Source organism: Micromonospora sp. LA-10, assembly GCF_051853095.1.
Lineage (GTDB): Bacteria > Actinomycetota > Actinomycetes > Mycobacteriales > Micromonosporaceae > Micromonospora > Micromonospora echinospora_A.
Genome location: NZ_CP195710.1, coordinates 4,226,871 through 4,247,376 on the forward strand (window position 1 = coordinate 4,226,871; position 20,506 = coordinate 4,247,376).

At 73.0% G+C, this 20,506-nt stretch carries 20 protein-coding genes and 1 pseudogene; 8 read left to right on the forward strand and 13 right to left on the reverse strand.

The window, feature by feature from the left end; genetic code table 11:
• Window positions 1-11 precede the first annotated feature (11 nt).
• Complete coding sequence (locus ACSDG8_RS19995) at window positions 12-749, forward strand: alanyl-tRNA editing protein (RefSeq protein WP_210896935.1); 738 nt, start codon at window positions 12-14, stop codon at window positions 747-749.
• A gap of 13 nt (window positions 750-762) precedes the next feature.
• Here ACSDG8_RS19995 and ACSDG8_RS20000 read toward each other — a convergent pair whose 3' ends face one another.
• Entirely contained in the window at window positions 763-1,434 is a 672-nt protein-coding gene (locus ACSDG8_RS20000; protein WP_210896933.1) for a nucleotidyltransferase domain-containing protein, read from the reverse strand.
• 76 nt (window positions 1,435-1,510) lie between these two features.
• On the opposite strand from ACSDG8_RS20000, the gene ACSDG8_RS20005 reads away from it, so the two are divergent.
• Complete coding sequence (locus tag ACSDG8_RS20005; protein WP_210896931.1) at window positions 1,511-2,425, forward strand: SDR family oxidoreductase; 915 nt, start codon at window positions 1,511-1,513, stop codon at window positions 2,423-2,425.
• Here the strand turns inward: ACSDG8_RS20005 and ACSDG8_RS20010 are convergent.
• Window positions 2,416-3,405, reverse strand: a complete 990-nt coding sequence (locus ACSDG8_RS20010; protein WP_210896929.1) for a helix-turn-helix transcriptional regulator — start codon at window positions 3,403-3,405, stop codon at window positions 2,416-2,418. The genes ACSDG8_RS20005 and ACSDG8_RS20010 overlap by 10 nt on opposite strands.
• Before the next feature lie 40 nt (window positions 3,406-3,445).
• Between ACSDG8_RS20010 and ACSDG8_RS20015 the strand changes: the two genes are divergently transcribed.
• Both ACSDG8_RS20015 and ACSDG8_RS20020 read left to right on the forward strand, forming a co-directional pair.
• A complete protein-coding gene (locus ACSDG8_RS20015) occupies window positions 3,446-4,237 on the forward strand; it encodes an EI24 domain-containing protein (protein WP_210896927.1) in 792 nt (263 codons plus the stop codon).
• 1 nt (window position 4,238) lies between these two features.
• Window positions 4,239-4,757: an O-acetyl-ADP-ribose deacetylase gene (locus ACSDG8_RS20020; protein ID WP_210896925.1), complete on the forward strand. Its 519-nt coding sequence runs from the start codon at window positions 4,239-4,241 to the stop codon at window positions 4,755-4,757.
• On the opposite strand, the gene ACSDG8_RS20025 is transcribed toward ACSDG8_RS20020, so the two are convergent.
• The 7 genes from ACSDG8_RS20025 to ACSDG8_RS20055 form a co-directional block, all read right to left on the reverse strand.
• The gene (locus tag ACSDG8_RS20025; protein ID WP_210896923.1) at window positions 4,750-5,655 is read right to left on the reverse strand and encodes a GNAT family N-acetyltransferase; all 906 of its coding nucleotides are present in this window, start codon (window positions 5,653-5,655) and stop codon (window positions 4,750-4,752) included. The two genes, ACSDG8_RS20020 and ACSDG8_RS20025, sit on opposite strands and share 8 nt — an antisense overlap.
• A 123-nt stretch (window positions 5,656-5,778) precedes the next feature.
• Entirely contained in the window at window positions 5,779-6,786 is a 1,008-nt protein-coding gene (locus ACSDG8_RS20030; RefSeq protein WP_210896922.1) for a LacI family DNA-binding transcriptional regulator, read from the reverse strand.
• Window positions 6,787-6,805: 19 nt separating this feature from the next.
• Entirely contained in the window at window positions 6,806-8,173 is a 1,368-nt protein-coding gene (locus ACSDG8_RS20035) for a GH1 family beta-glucosidase (RefSeq protein WP_210896920.1), read from the reverse strand.
• Window positions 8,170-9,003 (reverse strand): carbohydrate ABC transporter permease, encoded by an 834-nt coding sequence (locus ACSDG8_RS20040; protein WP_030504579.1) that lies wholly within the window; start codon window positions 9,001-9,003, stop codon window positions 8,170-8,172. The genes ACSDG8_RS20035 and ACSDG8_RS20040 overlap by 4 nt, the downstream gene beginning before the upstream one ends.
• A complete protein-coding gene (locus ACSDG8_RS20045; RefSeq protein ID WP_210896918.1) occupies window positions 9,000-9,989 on the reverse strand; it encodes a carbohydrate ABC transporter permease in 990 nt (329 codons plus the stop codon). The genes ACSDG8_RS20040 and ACSDG8_RS20045 overlap by 4 nt, the downstream gene beginning before the upstream one ends.
• Window positions 9,990-10,057: 68 nt before the next feature.
• Entirely contained in the window at window positions 10,058-11,368 is a 1,311-nt protein-coding gene (locus tag ACSDG8_RS20050) for an ABC transporter substrate-binding protein (protein WP_210896916.1), read from the reverse strand.
• Window positions 11,369-11,594: 226 nt separating this feature from the next.
• Window positions 11,595-12,356 carry a maleylpyruvate isomerase family mycothiol-dependent enzyme gene (locus tag ACSDG8_RS20055; RefSeq protein ID WP_439427150.1) on the reverse strand — a complete coding sequence of 254 codons (762 nt, stop codon included), beginning with the start codon at window positions 12,354-12,356 and terminating at the stop codon, window positions 11,595-11,597.
• A gap of 64 nt (window positions 12,357-12,420) precedes the next feature.
• Here ACSDG8_RS20055 and ACSDG8_RS20060 point away from each other — a divergent pair, with 64 nt between their 5' ends.
• Window positions 12,421-13,512 (forward strand): UDP-N-acetylmuramate dehydrogenase, encoded by a 1,092-nt coding sequence (locus ACSDG8_RS20060; RefSeq protein ID WP_210896912.1) that lies wholly within the window; start codon window positions 12,421-12,423, stop codon window positions 13,510-13,512.
• A gap of 295 nt (window positions 13,513-13,807) precedes the next feature.
• On the opposite strand, the gene ACSDG8_RS20065 is transcribed toward ACSDG8_RS20060, so the two are convergent.
• Both ACSDG8_RS20065 and ACSDG8_RS20070 read right to left on the reverse strand, forming a co-directional pair.
• Entirely contained in the window at window positions 13,808-14,590 is a 783-nt protein-coding gene (locus ACSDG8_RS20065; RefSeq protein WP_210896910.1) for a class I SAM-dependent methyltransferase, read from the reverse strand.
• 113 nt (window positions 14,591-14,703) lie between these two features.
• Complete coding sequence (locus ACSDG8_RS20070; RefSeq protein ID WP_210896908.1) at window positions 14,704-15,468, reverse strand: SDR family NAD(P)-dependent oxidoreductase; 765 nt, start codon at window positions 15,466-15,468, stop codon at window positions 14,704-14,706.
• A 171-nt stretch (window positions 15,469-15,639) separates the two neighbouring features.
• Between ACSDG8_RS20070 and mshA the strand changes: the two genes are divergently transcribed.
• Both mshA and ACSDG8_RS20080 read left to right on the forward strand, forming a co-directional pair.
• Entirely contained in the window at window positions 15,640-17,001 is a 1,362-nt protein-coding gene (gene mshA, locus ACSDG8_RS20075; RefSeq protein WP_210896906.1) for a D-inositol-3-phosphate glycosyltransferase, read from the forward strand.
• A gap of 51 nt (window positions 17,002-17,052) precedes the next feature.
• A complete protein-coding gene (locus ACSDG8_RS20080; RefSeq protein WP_043328058.1) occupies window positions 17,053-17,586 on the forward strand; it encodes a YbjN domain-containing protein in 534 nt (177 codons plus the stop codon).
• A gap of 82 nt (window positions 17,587-17,668) precedes the next feature.
• Here the strand turns inward: ACSDG8_RS20080 and ACSDG8_RS20085 are convergent, their stop codons facing one another.
• On the reverse strand, window positions 17,669-18,532 hold the full coding sequence (locus ACSDG8_RS20085; RefSeq protein WP_247679086.1) for a hypothetical protein: 864 nt from the start codon (window positions 18,530-18,532) through the stop codon (window positions 17,669-17,671).
• Between ACSDG8_RS20085 and ACSDG8_RS20090 the strand changes: the two are divergent.
• Window positions 18,444-18,803 (forward strand): annotated as a pseudogene (locus ACSDG8_RS20090) (hypothetical protein); the annotation flags it as partial. The gene ACSDG8_RS20085 and the pseudogene ACSDG8_RS20090 overlap by 89 nt on opposite strands.
• A 378-nt stretch (window positions 18,804-19,181) precedes the next feature.
• Here ACSDG8_RS20090 and ACSDG8_RS20095 read toward each other — a convergent pair.
• The gene (locus ACSDG8_RS20095) at window positions 19,182-20,432 is read right to left on the reverse strand and encodes an MFS transporter (RefSeq protein WP_210942549.1); all 1,251 of its coding nucleotides are present in this window, start codon (window positions 20,430-20,432) and stop codon (window positions 19,182-19,184) included.
• Between the last annotated feature and the right edge of the window lie 74 nt (window positions 20,433-20,506).

Below are 20,506 nucleotides of genomic sequence, written 5' to 3' on the forward strand. Positions count from 1 at the left end.
CGTCGCCGTCCATGGGCGTCACACACCACGGCCGTACGCACCGGCTCGACCTCGCCGACCCGACCCTGCGCGAGTGGACGTGCCGGGTGCTGGCGGCCGATCCCGAGCAGGGCATCGTGCTGGACCGGTCCGCGTTCTACCCGGGTGGCGGCGGGCAGCCGCCGGATCACGGGGTGCTGCTCTGGCAGGGCGCACAGACCCGCATCGTCGGCACCCGCAAGGGCGACGACCTGTGGCTGATCCCGGCCGAGGGGGACCCGGTGCCGCCGGTCGGCACCGAGGTCGCCGGCGCGGTGGAGGACGCCCGCCGGACCATGCTGATGCGTACCCACTCCGGGCTGCACGTGCTCTGCGGCGTGGTGTTCCGTGACTTCGGCGCGCTCGTGACCGGCGGCAACATGGAGCCGGGCGAGGCCCGGATGGACTTCAACCTGCCCGAGGTGCCGCCGGACTTCAAGGCCCGCATCGAGGAGCTGGTGAACGCCGAGGTGGCCGCCGACCGGTCGGTGGCGGTGCGGGTGCTGCCGCGCGCCGAGGCGCTCGCGCTGCCGGACATCATCCGTACCCAGTCGAACCTGATCCCGCCGGAGGAGCAGGAGGTGCGGATCGTCGACATCGTGGGGCTGGACGTGCAGGCCGACGGCGGCACGCACGTCGCCTCCACCGCGCAGATCGGCAAGGTCCAGGTGGTCAAGGTGGAGAGCAAGGGGCGGGCCAACCGCCGGGTACGCGTGCGCCTGGCGGACTGACTGACGCGTCCGGTCAGCGCGGCAGGTGAGCCGCCCGGACGCCGAGCAGCCAGCGTTCCACCGTCTCCTCGTCCGGGCGCTCCGGAAGCGGCGAGCGGATCCGGTCGAACTCGGCCTCGGCGTCGGCCACCAGGGCCTGCGCCTCGTCCAGCGCGCCTCCGGCGACCCGTTCGCCGAACGCGCGGAACCAGTCCGGGTCGGCGAGGCGGATCTCCAGGACGCCCGCGGCGTACAGCGTCCGGCCCTGGTGCAGCAGCCGGGCCAGGTGCCGGGCGTGCTTCGCCGAGCGCCGCAGCCCACCGGCGTCGGCGGTCCGGCTGGCGAGCTTGCGGAACTGCTGCGCGGCGTACCCGAGGTAGGCGTCGCGGACCCGCGGCGCGCTGAGGAACGCCGACCGGACGGCGATCAGCTCCTCGCCGAACCCGGTCCGGGTCTCGTAGCAGTCGTCGGGCAGCCACATCAGCTCGGTGGCGGTCGGGTTGCCGCTCAGCGCCAGCAGCGCGTACTTGCGCGCCTCGTGCAGCGTGACGTCCGGCTCGGTGGTCACGACCGACTCGCGGGGCGGGCGCAGGCCGTGGAACGCGACTGTGGGCGCGGCGAACACGCCGATCCGGTCGGTGTCCGAGCCGGGTCCGGCCAGCCCGTACGCGACCGAGCCGACGATCCCGGACAGCAGCAGGTGCATACCGGTGATGATCGCCCATCCGGTTCTCTCAGGAAACCGGACTTCCGCTGTCAGGTATCGGTGACACGGTGATCCCATGAACTCACCACTGACCGGAACTGTCGCGCTCGTCGCGGGCGCGACCCGGGGCGCCGGCCGGCAGATCGCCGTGCAGCTCGGCGCCGCCGGGGCCACCGTCTACGCCACCGGCCGCACCACCCGCGAGCGCCGCTCCGAGATGGACCGGCCGGAGACCATCGAGGAGACCGCCGAGCTGGTCACCGCCGCCGGGGGCACCGGGATCGCCGTCGCCGTCGACCACCTCGACCCCGAGCAGGTACGCGGCCTGGTCGAGCGGATCGACGCCGAGCAGGGCCGCCTCGACGTGCTGGTGAACGACGTCTGGGGTGCGGACCCGCTGATCACCTGGGAGAAGCCGGTCTGGGAGCAGCCGCTCGACGCCGGTTTCCGCACGCTGCGGCTGGCCGTCGACACGCACATCATCACCAGCCACTTCGCGTTGCCGCTGCTGATCCGCAAGCCCGGCGGCCTGGTGGTCGAGGTCGGCGACGGCACCAAGGAGCACAACGACCGGGAGTACCGCCTGTCGGTCTTCTACGACCTGGCCAAGGTCTCGGTGAACCGGCTCGGCTTCAGCCAGGCGCACGAGCTGGCCCCGCACGGCTGCACCGCCGTCTCGCTCACCCCTGGCTGGCTGCGCTCGGAGGCGATGCTCGAACACTACGGCGTCACCGAGGCCACCTGGCGCGACGCCGCCGAGACCGAGCCGCACTTCGTCATGTCGGAGACGCCGGCGCTCGTCGGGCGCGCGGTGGCAGCCCTGGCCGCCGACCCGGACCGGGCCCGCTGGAACGGGCAGTCCCTCGACAGCGGCGGCCTGGCCCAGGTGTACGGCTTCACCGACGTCGACGGCAGCCGCCCGCACTGGGCCCGCTACTACGAGGAGGTGGTCAAGCCGGGCAAGCCGGCCGACCCCGACGGCTACCGCTGACCCGACGGCGGATCGGTGTAGAGCGCCGCCGCGCGGCGGGTCGCCTCGGCGAAGCGTGCCCGCAGCCGCGGCGGCGCCAGCACCTCCACCTCCGGGCCGAGCGCCAGCAGCTGGCTGTACGCGACGTCCACCGACTCGACAGGCAGCCGCAACACCAGCCGGCCCTGCTCGTCCGGCGGCCCGGCCGCGTCGACCGCCTCGGTGTAGACGAACGGCGCGTCCACCAGGCGCCGCAGCGCCCGCAGCCCGGTCGGGCCGAGCCGCACCGTCACCCGTTCCCGCAGCAGCTCCCGCAGGAACGCGCCGGCCTGCTCCCGCCAGTACGCCCCGAGGTCGAAACCCTCGTCCCGGTCGAAGCCGTCGGCGCTCACCTCGACCGCCACCACCCGGTCCACCCGGTACGTCCGCCAGGCGTCGCCGACCCGGCCGACCAGGTACCAGACCCCGTTCTTCAGCACCAGCCCGTACGGCGCCAGCGTGCGGGTCACCTCCCGGTCCCCGCGCCGGTAGCGCAGCTCGACCATCAGATCCCGCCATACCGCCCGGGCCAGCTCGGCGAGTGTCGGCGGCGCGGGGGTCTCCCGGAACCAGCCGGGCACGTCCAGGTGGAACCGCTGCCCGGTACGCGCGGGCGCGTCCCGCAGGCTCGGCGGCAACGCGGCCAGCACCTTCAGCTCGGCGGCGGCCACCGAGTCGGCCAGTCCCATGTCCCCGGCCGGTCCGGGCAGCCCGGCCAGGAACAGCGCCTCGGCCTCGTCCCGGCTCAACCCGGTCAGCCGGGTCCGGTAGCCGCCGAGCAGCCGGTAGCCGCCGGCCCGGCCCCGGTCCGCGTACACCGGGACACCGGCCGCGGACAGCGCCAGCACGTCCCGGTAGACGGTCCGCTCGGACACCTCCAGCTCGCGGGCCAGCTCGGCGGCGGTCATCGTCTCCCGGGACTGGAGCAGCAGCACAAGCGAGATCAGCCGGGACGCACGCACAGGCCCATTGTGGTGCACCGGCAGATTAGGCTGTGCCGTCGTGAACGCCTCCCGTACCGTCGCGCCCGTCACCGGCGCGGCCACCCGCTTCCTCGGCGGCGCCGGGCTGCTGCTGCGCGGCTTCGGCATGTACGTCCGCAGCCCGAAGCTGATGCTGCTCGGCGTGATCCCGGCGCTGATCACCGGTGTGCTCTACGTGGCGCTGTTCGCCACGCTGCTCTACTTCGTGGACGACCTGGCGGGCTGGCTCACCCCGTTCGCCGACGACTGGTCGTCGCCGTGGCGCGGGCTGCTGCGGGTCGCCGCCGGACTGGCGGTGGTCGGGGTCGCCGGGCTCGTCGGGGTGCTCACGTTCACCGCCGTCACGCTGGTCATCGGTGACCCGTTCTACGAGGCGATCTCGGAGCGGGTCGAGAACCGGCTCGGCGGCACCCCGGGCGCCGTCGACGTGCCGTTCTGGTCCTCGCTGCGACGTAGCCTCGCCGACTCGCTGCGCCTGGTGGCGCTGTCCGCGCTGATCGGCGTACCCCTGTTCGCCGCCGGTTTCATCCCGGTGGTGGGACAGACGGTGGTCCCGGTGGTCGGCGCCCTGGTGGGTGGCTGGTTCCTGGCGTTGGAGCTGGTCGGCGCGCCGTTCTACCGGCGCGGGATGCGGCTGCCGGACCGGCGGGTGCGGCTGCGGGCCGACCGGCCGACGGCGCTCGGCTTCGGGGTGGCGGTCTTCCTGTGCTTCCTGATTCCGCTCGGCGCGGTGCTGGTCATGCCGGCCGCCGTCGCCGGCGCCGCGCTGCTGGCCCGCCGGTCGCTGGGCCAGCCCATCGAGGAGAGCTGAGATGGACACCGTCCTGATCGAGGGCGACATCACCGCGCAGCAGGTCGACGCGATAGTCAACGCCGCCAACTCGTCGCTGCTCGGCGGCGGGGGCGTGGACGGCGCGATCCACCGGCGCGGCGGCCCGGCGATCCTGGAGGAGTGCCGGGCGTTGCGCGCCTCCCGGTACGGGCGCGGGCTGCCCACCGGCCAGGCGGTCGCCACCACCGCCGGCAACCTGCCCGCGCGCTGGGTGGTGCACACGGTCGGGCCGGTCTTCTCGCCGGGCGAGGACCGGTCGGCGCTGCTGCGCGACTGCTACGCCAACAGCCTGCGGGTCGCCGACGGGCTGGGCGCGACCCGGATCGCGTTCCCGCTGATCTCCGCCGGGATCTACGGCTGGCCGATCGACGACGCGGTGGCGCAGGCGCTGACAGTGCTGCACGCGGCCACCCCGGAGCACGTCACCGAGGCCCGGCTGGTGCTGTTCGGCGCCGACACGTACGCCACAGCGGTGCGGGTGGCCGCCGGGCTCAGCTGAGCGTGCGCCGGCACGACCACTGGCTGTCCACCGGCCGGTAGCCGAGCCGCTCGTTGACCGCCAGCATCGGCGCGTTCGCCTCGTCGTTCGAGGTGTACGCGGTGCGTACGCCGCGCGCGGCGGCGGCGTGCAGCGCGGCCTGCTTGGTCAGCCGGGCCAGCCCGCGCCCCCGGTACGCGGGCAGCGTGCCGGTGAAGTCCGACCACATCCGGTCGCCGTCCCGCTTCACCAGGCTCAGCGCTACGAGTTCGCCGTCCACCTCGGCGAGCGTGCTGGCCTCCCGGTCCAGCCCCGGGTTGTCCCAGCACTCGTGCAGCCACAGCTCGAAGTCCAGCGAGTCCGTCGGCACGTCGCCCGGCTCGTCCCGGGACGCCTCCGCGTCGACCCGGTGCACGAGGCGCGGGTCGAGCCCGGCGGCGGACACCAGCCGTACGCCCGGCGGCGCCTGCGGCATCGGCGGGGCGGTGGTCAGGTCGAGCGCCGAGTAGCGCAGCTCCCGGCTGGCTGTGAAGCCGTGCCGCTGCGCGAACGGCAGCGACTCGGTACGCGCGTGGGTGAGCACCCTTGTGGTCCCGAGCGTCCGCAGGTGACCGAGCGCGGTGTCGAACAACGCGGTGCCGGTGCCCCGGCGGCGGTGCTCCGGATGCACGTGCAGCAGGGCCATCTCGCCCACGCCCGGTGTCGAGGTCTGCGTGTTGCGGTACGCCGACACCCAGCCGACGATCTGCCCGTCCGCCTCGGCGACCCAGCCGGCCCAGTCCTCGCCGGGTGGTGGTTCGGTGATCATGCGGCGGGTCGACTCGACGCCCCGCACCAGGTACGGATAGACGAGCGCGCGTAACGCCACCACTGCGGGCGCGTCGTCGGCACGGGCGGGACGGATCTCGGCTCCACTCACCCGGCGGACCCTAGACCCGCCGCCGCCCGCGCCGCGACCGGTTAACGCGCGGCGGGTTGTCACCGGGCGGGCTGTTAAGAAGGGCCCCCTTCTCTACCTGAGGCGTTAAGAGGGGGCCCTTCCTTATGCGGACTCGCGCAGCACCAGTTCCGTGGGCAGCATCAGCGCCTGCTCGACCTGCTCGCCCGCCGCGATGCGCAGCAGCTGCCGGGTCATCGACCGGCCCAGCTCCACTATCGGCTGCCGCACCGTGGTCAGCGGCGGCTCGGTGTACGCGGCCGTCTCGATGTCGTCGAACCCGATCACCGCCACGTCCTCGGGCACCCGCCGCCCGGCCTCCCGCAGCGTCCGCAGGGCGGCGTGCGCCATCAGGTCGGAGGCGGCGAACACGGCGTCCAGTTCCGGGTCGGCGGCGAGCAGTTCGCGCATCGCGGCGGTGCCGGACTCCCGGGTGAAGTCGCCGTACGCGACCAGCTCCGGCAGCCCGGCCTCGCTGATCGCGTTGCGGTAGCCGATCAGCCGTTCGATGCCGGCGACCATGTCCTGCGGCCCGGCGATGGTGGCGATCCGGCGCCGCCCGCCGGCGATCAGGTGCTGGACCGCCGTGCTGACGCCGCCGGTGTGGTCGACGTCCACGTACGGGACGTCGGCGCCGTCGAGCGGGCGTCCGCTGCACACCACCGGGATGCCGAGGCGGGCCAGCCGGCCGGGCAGCGGGTCCTCGCCGTGCAGCGAGGCGAACAGCACCCCGTCGACGTGCCGGCCGGTGGTGTAGCGCTCGACGCGTTCGTGCCCGGCCGGTGAGCCGGCGAGCATCAGCACGAGCTGCTTGTCCGCCGCCTCCAGCTCCTGCGCCGCGCCGCGGATGATGCCCGGGAACACCTGGTCGTCGGAGAAGACCCGGGTGGCCGCCTCGGGCAGCACCAGCGCGACCGAGTCGGTCCGCTGGGTGACCAGGCTGCGGGCGGCGAGGTTCGGGACGTACCCGAGTTCCTCGACCGCCCGTCGCACCGCCTGCCGGATCGGCTCGGCGACTGTGGTCGAGCCGTTCACCACCCGGGAGACGGTGGCCCGGGACACGCCGGCCAGCCGGGCCACCGCCTCCAGGGTCGGTCGCTGCGCCGTCGTCATCCCCGTAACCACCACCTCGTCACAGCCCGTTCCGGGCGATCACCTCCTGGTACCAGCGGGCACTGCGCTTGGGTGTGCGCCGCTGGGTCAGGTAGTCGACGTGGACGATCCCGAACCGCTTCCGGTAACCCTCGGCCCATTCGAAGTTGTCCAGCACCGACCATACGAGATAACCGCGCAGGTCCACGCCGCGGGCGATCGCTTCGTGCGCGGCGCGCAGGTGCCCGTCGAGGTAGGCGACCCGGTCGGCGTCGGCCACGCCGCCCTGCTCGTCGACGTCGGTGTCCGGAAACGCCCCGCCGTTCTCGGTGATCACCAGGGGCAGCCCGGGGTAGTCGGCGGCCACCCGTTCCAGCAGCCGGGTGAGCCCGGCCGGCTCGATCGACCAGCCCATGTCGGTGAGCGGCCCGGCCGGCGGCAGGAACTCGACGGTTCCGGCGGTGCCCGGCCACGCGTCACCGCCCGCGCCGCCCGCCCGCCCGGCCACGTAGGTGGGCGCGTAGTAGTTCAGGCCGAGCAGGTCGAGCGGCGCGGCGATCAGCTTCTCGTCCCCGTCCCGCACGAAGTCCGGCGCGACCATCCGGCTGACGTGGGCCAGCACGTCCGCCGGGTAGCCGGCGCCGGTGAGCGGGTCCAGGAAGATCCGGTTGTGCAGGCCGTCGACGAGCTTGACCGCCTCGGCGTCGGCGGCGCTCGTGGCGTCCGCCGGCTGCACGTCGGCCAGGTTGAGCGTGATCCCCAGCGTCTCCACGCCCGCCGCGCGCAGCGCCCGCGCCGCCAGGCCGTGGCCGAGCAGCAGATGGTGTACGGCCCGGAACGCGTCACCGGCGTCCCGCCGCCCCGGCGCGTGCACCCCGGAGCCGTACCCGAGGTAGGCCGAGCACCACGGCTCGTTGAGCGTGGTCCAGGTGCGGACCCGGTCGCCGAGGCGGCCGTGCACGGCGAGCGCGTACTCGGCGAAGTGCTCGGCGGTCTCCCGGACGGTCCAGCCGCCGCGGTCCTCCAGCGCCTGCGGCAGATCCCAGTGGTAGAGCGTGACGATCGGGTCGAGGCCGGCGGCCAGCAGCGTGTCGGTCAGCCGGTCGTAGAAGTCCAGACCGCGCGGCTCGACCGGGCCGGTGCCGTCGGGCCGGATCCGGGGCCAGGACACCGAGAACCGGTACGCCCGCAGCCCCAGCTCGGCCATCAGCGCGACGTCCTCGGCGTACCGGTGGTAGTGGTCGCAGGCCACGTCGCCGGTGTGGCCGGCGAACACGGCGCCCGGCGTACGGCTGAAGGTGTCCCAGATCGACGGGCCGCGACCGTCCTCGCGGGCGGCGCCCTCGATCTGGTACGCGGCGGTGGCCCCGCCCCAGACGAAGCCCTCCGGGAATCGGACGTTGCTCATGCCTTGACCGCACCTTCCATGATGCCGCCGATGATCTGGCGGCCGAAGACGATGAACACCAGCAGCAGCGGCAGCGTGGCGATGGCCGTGCCGGTGAACACCTGCGACATGTCCTGGTAGTACCCGTCGGAGAGGGCCCGCAGCGACAGCTGCACCGTCGGGTTCTCCGGGTCGTTCAGCACCGCGTACGGCCACAGGAAGTCGTTCCAGGTGGTCATGAACGTGAGCAGGCCGAGCACGGCGGCGGCCGGACGCAGCGCGGGCAGCACCACGTTCCAGTAGATCCGGGCGGTGTTGCAGCCGTCCATCCGGGCCGCCTCGATCAGTTCGGTGCTGACCGCCTGACCCGCGTACTGGCGCATCATGAACACGCCGAAGCCGGTGACCAGCGCCGGCACGATCACGGCGGGCAGCCGGTCGTTCCAGTTCAGCTTCGTCATCAGCAGGTAGAGCGGGATCACGCCGAGCTGGGTGGGGACCATCATGGTGGCGACGATGACCAGCAGCAGCGCGTTGCGCCCGCGGAAGCGCAGCTTGGCGAACGCGAACCCGGCCAGCGTGGAGAAGAACACCACCGAGATCGTGACGGTGGTGGCCACGATCGCCGAGTTGATCAGGCCGGTCAGGAAGTACGCGTCGGTGTTGTCGAACAGCCGGGCGATGTTGGCGCCGAGGTTGCCGCCGGGGGTGAGCGGCGGCGGCACCTGGCCCATCGTGTCGCTGGTCCGGCTGGCGACCACGAACATCCAGTAGATCGGGAAGATCGACAGGACGGCCGAGAGCGTCAGCGCCAGATAGGTGAGCCGGCTTGCCGACCAGAGGCGGGTCATCGGGAGACCTCCTTGCGGGAGCCGCCGCCGAGCCGGCGCAGGAGCAGGACGTTTATCGCCGCGACCACAGCGATGAGCGCGAACAGCAGCCAGGCCACCGCCGAGCCGTAGCCGAAGTTGTAGTGCGGCGCGAACGCGTTCTCGAACATGTACATGGTCACGGTCTGCGACTCCCGCAGCGGCCCGCCGCGGATCGCGTTGGTGCCGGAGTTGAACATCCGGGGCTCGGTGAAGAGCTGGAGACCGCCGATGGTGGAGATGATGACCGCGAAGATGATCGTCGGCTTGAGCAGGGGCACGGTGATGGACCAGAACTGCCGGGCGCGGCCGGCGCCGTCGATGGCCGCCGACTCGTACAGGTCGCGGGGGATGGCCTGCATGGCGGCCAGGAAGATCAGCGCGTTGTAGCCGGTCCAGCGCCAGTCGACCATGCTGGAGATGGCGACCCAGGCGGCGAACCGGTTCGCCTTCCAGTCGATCGCGCTGACGCCGACCTGGTCGAGCAGCCAGTTGATCATGCCGAACTCGCGGCCGAACAGGACCGCGAACACGATCGCCACCGCGGCCGTCGACGTGACGTTCGGGATCAGCACCGCCATCCGCCAGGTGGTACGGGCGCGGAGCTGCCGGTTGAGCAGGTTGGCCAGCCAGAGCGCGGCGAGCAGCTGGGGCACCGTGGAGATCACGAAGATGCCCAGCGTGTTGACCACCGAGTGCCAGAAGTCCGAGTCGGCGAGCAGCTGGGTGTAGTTGTCGAAGCCGATGAACGGGTGCTCGGCGCCGAGCAGGTCCCAGTCGTGCAGCGAGACCCAGAACGTGTACGCCAGCGGGTACGCCCCGAAGACGCCGAAGAGCAGGAAGAACGGGGCGATGAACAGGTACGGCGAGTACTTGGTGTCGAACCGGCTAAGCCGGTTGCCCAGGCCGGGACGGGTGGGGCGGGGTGCCGGTGCGACCGGCGGGCGGGCGTCGAGCTGGACGGCCATGACCCGGGACTCCTTTCCGCCGTGCGGGCGGCACCCGTTGCCGGGACCGCCCGCACGCGCTGCTCGGGTTACTTGGCGGCGGCCTTCTCGGCGTTGGCGACCGCGTCGGTCCAGCCCTGTTCCGGCGAGCGCTTACCCAGCTCCACGCTGCGGACGGCGTTCTCGACCTCGGTGCGGACGGCCTGGTTCTTCGGGCCCATGTAGACCGGCTTCAGGCTCTTGGCGCCCTCGGCGAAGATCTTCCCGACCGGCGCCTCGGAGAAGTAGGCGTTCTTCGAGTCCAGGATCGCCGCGTCCTCCAGCGCCTGCGGCGAAGAGGGCAGGGGACCCTTCGCCTTGAACGCGCCGATCTGACCCTTGGCGCTGGTCAGGAACTTGGCCAGCTCGATCGCCTCGGCCTGGTGCTTGCTCTGCTTCGGCACGGCCAGGAACGAGCCGCCCCAGTTGCCGCCATTGCCGGGGATCTGGGCGATGTCCCACTTGCCCTTGGCGCCCGCGCCGGCGTTGCCCTCGATCACGCCGGTCATCCAGGCCGGGCAGGCGATGGTGGCGAACTTCGACTGCTTGAACGCCGACACCCACTCCTCGGACCACGAGCCGTACTTGCCGGACAGGCCCGAGTCGATGATGTCCATCGTGGTGTCGTACGCCTGCTTCACCGCCGGGTTGCTGCCCACGACCAGCTTGTTGTCGGTGTCGTAGTAGCTGTAGCCGTTGGAGTTGCCGGCGGTCTGGAGCAGGATCGTGTTGAACGTGTTCGTGGCGGCGTCCAGGAACGAGGCGCCGGTCTTCTTCGCGGTGAACTGCTCGCCGACCTTGATGTAGTCCTGCCAGGTGGGCCAGAGCTTGGACACCGCCTCCCGGTCGGTGGGCAGGCCGGCCTTGGCGAACAGGTCGGTGCGGTAGCACATGGCCATGCCGCCGACGTCAGTGCCGAGGCCGATGAGCTGCTTGCCGTCGGCGGTGAGGCCCTGGTTCCACTTCCAGTCGAGGAAGTTGCCCTTCAGGTCGGCCGCGCCGTGGTCGAGCAGGTTGACGAAGTTCTGCGGGTTGGCCTTGTACTCGACGAGCAGGCCCTCCTCGATGGCGACCACGTCGCCGGCGCCCTTGCCAGCGGCGAGCCACTGGGTGAGCTTCGGGGAGTACTCGTCGAGGTTGCCGCCGGTGCCCCGCTCGACGATCTTCACGCCGGGGTGGCTGGCCATGTACTCCTGATAGAGATCCGCGTAGCCGAACTGGCCGAAGACGTCGACGGTGAGCGTTATCGGCCCGTCGGAGGCGGCCTCGTCGTCGCCGCCTCCGCAGGCGGTGGTGCCGAGCAGCGCGGTGGCGGCGACCAGGGCCACCGCCGCCAGGCGACGGCGCGTGAAGGTGAGCATGCTGTCCTGACCTCTCGGGGTCGTCGAAACGGGTGGTGGAAGACGGTTCCGGAACTAAGAGAGCGCTCTCACGGACAGCGTGGTGGAGGGTCCGGACCTTGTCAAGAGAGCGCTCTCAGGCAACCGAAAAAGGAGGAGAGGGGCCGTTACCGCCCCTCTCCGCCCGTAATCGCCGCTCGCCGAGTCGCCCGTCGACGCGCGCCGCCGGCCCGAACCCGCGCCGGCCTCAGCCGACCCGCAGACCGTCCAGCAGGCCGCGCTCGCCCGCCACGTCCAACGCGTCGAAGCTGATCCGGCCCATCAGCGCCAGCAGCAGATCGCTCGCCGTGCCGGCCACCTGCGCCCGCGCGCGGTGGTCGTCGTGGTCGAGGATCGTCGCGGTGTCCAGCAGCGCGACCCCCTCGCCCCGCAGCCGCAGGTACCACTCCTGCGCGGCATCCGTCGCGTTCAGCTGCACCACGCCGTGCCACTGCCCGGGCTGCGTCCGCCGGCCCGCCGGCAGCCAGGTGTCCAGCACCTCGCTCACCCCGTCGGCCGCGAGCTTCGCCTCGATCGGATCACCCGCACCGATCGCGAGCTGGGCGTCCCAGCGGTGCACAGCCGTCTCGTGGGCCAGCCGGCGCGGCCAGAACGCCGCCTTCTTCGGCTGGGGCGCGAAGTTCCACGCCGGCGACTCCGGGTCCGTCGCCTCCAGCAGTGCGCTGATCCGCTCGTACTCCCGCACGTACCACTGGGTCGGCGTGAGGTCTGCCGGCGGCTCCGGGTCGTGCCGCTCGGGGCGGGAGGTGCCACCGGCGGTCAGCACGGTGCCCGCCCAGACGTAAGCGCGGGTCAGGTGATGGGCGAGATCGGTGACCGTCCAGCCGGGACAGGACAGCACGGGTGTCTCGGGCGGCGCCTCCGAAACCGCCGCGGCGAAGGCGGGACCCTCCGTGCGCAGCGCGCCGATCCAGAAGTCCTTCGTGTGGTGCAGTCTGCTCATCGCCATCCTCCCGGGGGTGACCGGGCCACCAGTGGGTGCGCCGGCTACCCCTCAGCCTAGGGTGAAAGGCGTGTCAGACGTCTACGCCGAACCGGCTACTGCCGGTGAACCGACCGATCCGGCCACCCTGGCGCGCTACACCACGCTCCGGCTCGGCGGACCCGCCGGGCGGCTGGAGATCGCCGAGGACGCCGCCCAGATCGTACTGAAGGTGCAGGAAGCGGAAGCCCGCGAGCAGGCCGTGCTGGTCCTGGCCGGCGGCAGCAACGTGGTCATCGGCGACCAGGGCTTCCCGGGCACCGTCGTGCTCGTCCGCTCCCGGGGGTTCCAGGCCGTCGCCGAGGACGGCGACACCGTCACCGTACGTGTGCAGGCCGGCGAGCCGTGGGACGACTTCGTCGCCGCCACCGTCGAGCGCGGCTGGTCCGGGCTGGAGTGCCTCTCCGGCATCCCCGGCTCGGCCGGCGCGACGCCGATCCAGAACGTCGGAGCGTACGGCCAGGAGGTGGCCGAGACGATCGTCGCCGTCGAGGCGTACGACCGGACGGAACGCCGGGTGGTGCGGATCGCGGCGGCCGACTGCGGGTTCGTCTACCGGGGCAGCATCTTCAAGTACAGCGACCGCTGGGTGGTGCTCTCGGTCGACTTCCGGCTCACCCGGTCCCCGCGGTCCGGGCCGGTCCGCTACGCCGAACTGGCCCGGGCGCTCGGCGTCGAGGTCGGCGACCGGGTGCCGCTGGCCGAAGCCCGGTCCACAGTGCGCCGGCTGCGCGCCGGCAAGGGCATGGTGCTCGACCCGGCCGACCCGGACACCTGGTCGGTCGGCTCGTTCTTCACCAACCCGGTGCTGACCGGCGAGGCGTACGAGCAGATGCGGGAACGCGCCGCCGACGTGGGGGAGCCGCCGCACTGGCCGGGCGCCGACGGCATGGTGAAAGTCAGCGCCGCCTGGCTGATCGACAAGGCCGGGTTCGGTAAGGGGTACGCGGGCCCGGAGGGCGTCGCCATCTCCAGCAAGCACACGCTCGCGCTCACGAACCACTCCGGCTCCGCCAGTACGGCCGCGTTGGTGGCGCTGGCCCGCGAGATCCGCGACGGCGTCCAGTCCCGCTTCGGCGTACCCCTGCACCCCGAACCAGTCCTGATCAACTGCACCATCTAACCCACCCGCCCCACCCGCGCGCGTCGCCTCACCTCACCTCACCTCACCTCGCCCCCGCGATCTTGCACTTCCGGCCCTCGACGTGGGCGTTTTAGCCGGTTCTGCCGGGGCAGCAAGTGCAAGATCAACGCGCCGGGAGGGCTGGGCGGGGCTTGCCGACGACACCCGCCCTCCCGCAGGGCCCTGCTCTCGTCGATCTTGGAGTTGTGGTGCCTCGCGAACTGCGCTTACCGGACATCCGAGGCGCCACAACTCCAAGATCGGCGGGTGGCGGGCGCGGGGCGGGGGCGGTGGGTCAGCGGGGGGCTATGGCGGGCCAGGGGAGCGTGACGTAGCCGTGGCGCCACGTGCGAGGGCTGTTCTGGATCGGCCAGCCGGCCTCCTTCGCCGCCTCGACCGTGTGCAGCCAGCGCTGGCGGGGGCCGAAGGGGGCGTAGCCGGCGGCCGCGCGCCAGGCGTGCTCCAGCGCGCCGAGCAGGTCGTGGATGCGTTCACCAGGCACGTTGCGATGGATCAGCGCCTTCGGCAGCCGTTCGGCGAGCGTGGCCGGGCTCTCCAGCGTGGTCAGCTTCGCCGACAGGGTGAGCGTGCGCGGGCCGGTGGCGTCCAGCAGCACCCAGGAGCCGAGCCGCCCCAGCTCGTCGCAGGTGCCCTCGACCAGCAGCCCGCCCGGCGCGAGCCGCCCGGTGACGGTGTGCCAGGCGTCGGCCACCTCGCTCTCGTCGTACTGGCGGAGCACGTTGAACGCCCGGACGAGCGCGGGACGCAGTCCGGCCAGCTCGAAGCCGCCCCGGGCGAACGTCAGCCCGGGCGGGTCGGCGGCGGGCAGGGCGGCGGCGACGCGTACCGGATCGATCTCCAGGCCGACCACCCGCACGTCGGCGCGGACCCCGGCGGCCAGCCGGGCCCGCAGCTCGACCGGGGTGACCGGGGTGGCGCCGTAGCCCAGGTCCACCACGAGCGGGTCGGCGGCGGCGCGCAGCGCGTCGCCGCAGGTCTCGACGATCCAGTTGTCCACCCGCCGGAGCCGGTTGGGGTTCGTCGTGCCCCGGGTGGCCACGCCGAGCGGACGCTCCATCAGCGCCTCCCGGTCAGCGACTGCGGGGCTCGCAACACCGGCTCACTCCTCGCGCTTCCCAGCATTCCTGTTCGCGACTGCGGGGCTCGCAACACCGGCTCACTCCTCGCGCTTCAGGACGTCCGGTGCACCTTGTGCTGCGCGGCCTGGGCCAGTGGGCGGACCACGAGCTGGTCGATGTTGACGTGGGGCGGGCGGGTCGCGCACCACGCCACGCAGTCGGCGACGTCGTCGGCCACCAGCGGCTCGGCGACCCCGGCGTAGACCGCCTCGGCCCGGTCGGCGTCACCGCCGAAGCGGACCAGGCCGAACTCCTCGGTCTTCACCATGCCGGGGTCGATCTCGATCACCCGGACCGGACGGCCGCACAGCTCCAGCCGGAGCGTCCCGGCGATCGCGGTCTGCGCGTGCTTGGCGGCCGTGTAGCCGCCGCCGCCCTCGTAGACGACGTGCCCGGCGGTGGAGCTGACGATCACGACGGTGCCGGCCCCGGAGCGTTCCAGCGCCGGGAGCAGCGCCTTGGTGACGCGCAGCGTGCCGAGCACGTTGACGTCGTACATCCATTGCCAGTCGCCCACGTCGGCGGTCTCGACCGGGTCCAGGCCGCGCGCGCCGCCGGCGTTGTTCACCAGCAGCGTGACCGGCCCGGGGGCGGCCTCGGCGGCGGCGGCCAGGCCGGCGACCGACTCGTCCGATGTCACGTCGCACGCCACCGCTGTCGCCGCGCCACCGGCCGCCTCGATCTCGGCGACGAGCGCGGCCAGCCGGTCGGTACGCCGGGCAGCGGCCAGCACGTGGAAGCCCTCGGCGGCCAGCCGGCGGGCGGTGGCCGCGCCGATCCCGCTGGACGCCCCGGTGACGATGGCGACGGAAGTCATCCGGCCATTGTCTCCCGCCGCCCGGCCCCGCGCGGTGATGAGGTCCGTCACGCCGGGGACCCGGCGAAGGGCATTTCCGTACCCCGATGGGGAAGATGAGATCCGGCACACGGGTTGACCGAGAAGCGCCGGTCGTGCGCGACGGCATCAACCGTGACAGAGGGAGCGGACGTGGCGGATATGCACACCGGTGTCGGTCGTCAGCGAGGTGCCCTGCCGTGGCCGCGGCCCCGCCGGATCGCCACTCTCTCGGTGCACACGTCGCCGCTGCACCAGCCCGGCACCGGTGACGCGGGCGGCATGAACGTCTACATCCTCGAGGTGGCCCGGCGGCTGGCCGAGGCCGACGTCGAGGTGGAGATCTTCACCCGGGCCACCGCCGGTGACCTGCCCCCGGTGGTCGAGGTGGCGCCCGGCGTGTCCGTCCGGCACGTCACCGCCGGGCCGCTGGAAGGGCTGACCAAGGAGGAGCTGCCGGGCCAGCTCTGCGCCTTCACCGCGGGCGTGCTGCGCGCCGAGGCGGCCCGCCCGCCGGGCCACTACGACCTGATCCACTCGCACTACTGGCTCTCCGGGCAGGTCGGCTGGCTGGCCAAGGAGCGCTGGGGCGTACCGCTGGTGCACACCGCGCACACGCTCGCCAAGGTGAAGAACGCCCGGCTCGCCGCCGGGGACCGCCCGGAGCCGAAGGCCCGGGTGATCGGCGAGGAGCAGGTGGTCACCGAGGCCGACCGGCTGGTCGCCAACACCCGGGTGGAGGCCCGCGACCTGCTCGACCGGTACGCGGCCGAGCCGGACCGGGTGGCGGTGGTGGAGCCCGGCGTCGACCTGGACCGGTTCCGTCCCGCATCCGGTGACCGGGACGCGGCGACCCGGGCCGCGCGTCGCCGCCTCGGGCTGCCGACCGACGGGTACGTGGTCGCGTTCGTCGGCCGCATCCAGCCGCTCAAGGCGCCGGACGTGCTGGTCCGCGCCGTCGCCGCGCTGCGCGAGCGGGACCCGGCGCTGGCCGACGAGCTGACCGTGGTGATCTGCGGCGGGCCCAGCGGCAGCGGCCTGGACCGGCCGACCGCGCTGATCGAGCTGGCGCACGCGCTCGACGTGGCCGACCGGGTGCGTTTCCTGCCGCCGCAGACCGGCGCGGACCTGCCCGCCCTGTACCGCGCCGCCGACCTGGTCGCGGTGCCGTCGCACAACGAGTCGTTCGGCCTGGTCGCGCTGGAGGCCCAGGCGTGCGGCACGCCGGTGCTGGCCGCCGCCGTGGGCGGCCTGGTCACCGCGGTACGCGACGGCGTCAGCGGCATGCTCATCGACGGCCACGACCCGGCGGACTGGGCCCGGGCGCTGGCGCGCCTGCTGCCCGACCGGGTACGCCGTGCCGCGCTGGGCCGGGGCGCCGAGCGGCACGCCCGGGAGTTCTCCTGGCACCGCACCGCCTCCGGCCTGCTCGCCGTCTACGGGGAGGCGATCACCGAGCACCGGGCCCGGCTGGCGCGGCGGCTCGGCGAACCGGCCGCGCTGTGCTCCTGGTGATCACCACCGGCCACCGGGCGGCCCCGGTACGCCGGTCGTAGAGTGGGTGCGATGAGCCGCAGGAGTGAGGTCGCCGCGCTGATCGAGTCCGTCTGCGCCGAGCGTGAGCTGGAGTGGGAGTCGACGGGCGAGGCGTCGTACGCGGTGACTCTGCCCGGCACGCACAAGCTCAAGACGATCTGCAACCTGATCGTGGGCGAGCACGCGCTGCGGGTCGAGGCGTTCGTGATGCGTCAGCCGGACGAGCGCCGCGAGGAGCTGTGGGCCTGGCTGCTGCAGCGCAACGCCCGCATGTACGGCGTCTCGTTCTCCATCGACGCGGTCGGCGACGTCTACCTGACCGGGCGGGTCAACCTGGCCGGGGTCGACGCCGACGAGCTGGACCGCCTGCTCGGCTCCGTGCTGACGTACGCGGACGAGTCGTTCGACAGCATGCTGGAGATCGGCTTCGGCACTGCCATCCGCCGGGAGTGGGAGTGGCGGGTGAAGCGCGGCGAGTCGACGGCCAACCTGGCCGCGTTCGCGCACCTCTTCGAGCCTTCCGCCACGGCCGGATCGCCCGCCGGAGGTTCGGAGCCCTCCTGACGGGTATGCCGCCCCGCGCGGTGCGGAGCATTGGGACCCACCGCGGGCCGAGGACGGACTGTCGAGGAGCGTGTCCCATGGCTCAGCGCAACAGCTCAGGTCGCGGCACGACTGCGACCCGTACCAAGCGGCAAAGCGGCAACCAGACGCCGAACACCCCGAGGGTGTCGGAGTCGGCGATTTCCCGGATGAAGGTCGACGACATCCGCAGCCAGCTCCGGCGGCGCGGGGTCTCCGGGATCTCCGCGCTGCGGAAGCCGGAACTGGTGAAGACCCTGGCGCGCAGCATGCGCTCCGAGGGGGGCGGTGGCGCCGCGCGGCGCAGCTCCGGCCCGGCCGGCCGGCCCTCCGCCACCCGCAAGAGCACCGCCGCGAAGAAGACCACCGCCCGCCGCGCGACGCCGGCCAAGTCGGCGCCGGCCGCGCGCGCCACCGGGGCCAGGGCCAAGGCGACGGGTACGCGCAAGGCGGCACCCGCCCGAGCCAAGGCCACCTCGTCACGGGCGACGACGGCGCGCGCGAAGGCGGCGCCGGCTCGGGCGAAGGCGACTTCGTCACGGGCGACCGCGACGCGCGCGAAGGCGGCGCCGTCCCGCGCGAAGGCGGCGTCGCGACCGGCGGCACGCGCCAAGGCGGCGCCGGCACGGGCGAAGGCGACTTCGTCACGGGCGACGACGGCGCGTGCGAAGGCGGCTCCGGCTCGCGCCAAGGCCACCTCCTCGCGGGCGACGACCGCCCGGGCGAAGGCGGCCCCGTCGCGGGCCAAGGCGGCACCGGCTCGGGCGAAGGCGGCCCCAGCGAAGGCGACCACTACCCGCAAGGCGACGTCGGCTCGGGCGCAGAGCGCGCCGACCCGTGGTCCGGCGTCCAGCCGGTCGATCGGGTCCTCGCAGCTCATCACGTCGCTCGCGGACCGGCCGGAGCGTCCGGGCCGCAGCCTGGTCACCCGCAACCACGAGGTGATCCAGCGGTGGGCGCGGGCGCGGGGCGCGAAGCCGGCCACCATCGCCGGTACCGAGCGCGAGGGCCGGGCCGGGGTGCTGACGTTCAACATCCCCGGGTACCGGGAGAGCAGCCGGATCCGGGAGATCACCTGGGACGACTGGTTCCGGACGTTCGACCTGCGGCGGCTGAACCTGATCTACCAGGAGCAGATGCGGGACGGGCGGCAGAGCAACTTCTTCCGGACCGAGAACCCGAATCGCGAGGACGGCTGAGGTTTACGGGAATGGACCCTGGGAACCCGATGTTTGCCATCCCAGGGACTACAGCACGGGCAGCCGGATTCCCGACACGAACGCTGTGACGGGCAAGACAGCGATCTGGGTTGAATCCGGAATCCGGGCGAACTAACTTTATTGCACCGCGTCACGCTTGTTTCCGTTCGGGGGAGCGGTGGATCGATCAGATCCGCGCAAGTGAGACGCGAAGATCGGGTGGATCACGCCGTTGGGGGACGGCGCCGCCCGTGGAACCGGCGGCGCGAGCGGGCGACGCTTACGGGGGTGAGTGTCGCCCGCCGCCGCCGGGCGTACGGTACGAGCGCCCATCTCGACGGGGGTCGGGATGGGCGCTCTGCCGTTGTTCCAGGCCCCTCAGCGGGCGGACCTGACGGGTTCCGCGGCCGCCGCCCGCAGCGCGGCGACCCGGCGCTCCCGGGGCGGCCCGGCGAGCAGGTGCCCGGCCGCGGCCAGCAGCCCGAGCGCGCCGACCACAAGCCAGTGCCGTTCACCCAGGTGCTCCAGGCTGAGCCCGCCGAGCGCGGGCGCCACGAACGACGCGGCCGGGAACGTCAGGTAGAACACCGACTGGTAGCGGGCCCGCAGTTCGGGCGGGGCGAGGTCGGCGTTGATCTGCGCGTTCGGCGGCGCGGCGAGCATCTGCCCGGCCGTCCAGACGACTGCCGCGCCGAGGTAGAGCGGCAGCCCGTCGGCGACTGTCAGGGTGCCGAACCCGAGCGCCATCAGGGCGGTGGAGACGGACAGCACCGTCGACTTGCCGTACGGCTCGATGAGCCGGGGCACGAACAGCTGCCCGGCCACGATGAGCGCCCCGCCGAGCGCCACCACCAGCCCGTACGCCGACGGGCGCAGACCGTCCGCGCGCATCGCCAGCGGCATGATCGTGGAGGTCTGCATGGTCAGCACGGCGAGCAGGAACGTCAGCCCGACGAACGCCAGGAACGTGCGGTCGGTGAGCGCGGTGTGCAGACCGGGACGGCGTCCCACCACCGCCCGTGGCGTGAGCGCCGGACGCCGGGTGAGCGTCTCCGGCACCTTCAGCGCGATCACCACCGCCGCCGCCAGCGTGGCTCCGGCGTCGACCAGGAACAGCGCGGTGAAGCTGGCCTCGGCGAGTACGCCGGCCAGCAGCGAGGCCACCGCCATGCCCAGGTTGAACGCCCAGAACTGGAGGTTGAACGCGCGGGAGCGGCGCGCCTCGGGCACCACGTCCACGATGGCCGCCACGAACGCCGGGCTGGGCATCGAGTGCGCCACCCCGACCAGCGTGGCCAGCACGGCGATCATCGCCAGGTGCGTGCTGAACGCCAGCGCCGCCATCAGGCCCGCGGCGGCGAGGTGGGCGGCGATCAGCGTGGCCCGCCGTCCCCACCGGTCGGCCAGTACGCCGCCGAGCAGCGTGCCGGCCGCGCCACCGATCCCGTACGCGCCGACCACCAGCCCGGCCAGCGACGGCGGGGCGCCCCGCGCGGCGGTCAGGTAGAGCGACAGGAACAGCAGCGCGAACGCACCGGCCCGGTTGATCAGCAGGCCGGACCAGAGGTACCAGAACGTGGCTGGTAGTCCGCCGGCCGTGTCGTCCCACCAGCGCCGCAGGCCGCGCACCCGTCCTCCAGGAAAGTTTCCTTACCGATTCCTTCCCGTACCGTATCCACCCGCCTCGGGGCGGTCGCGTCGGG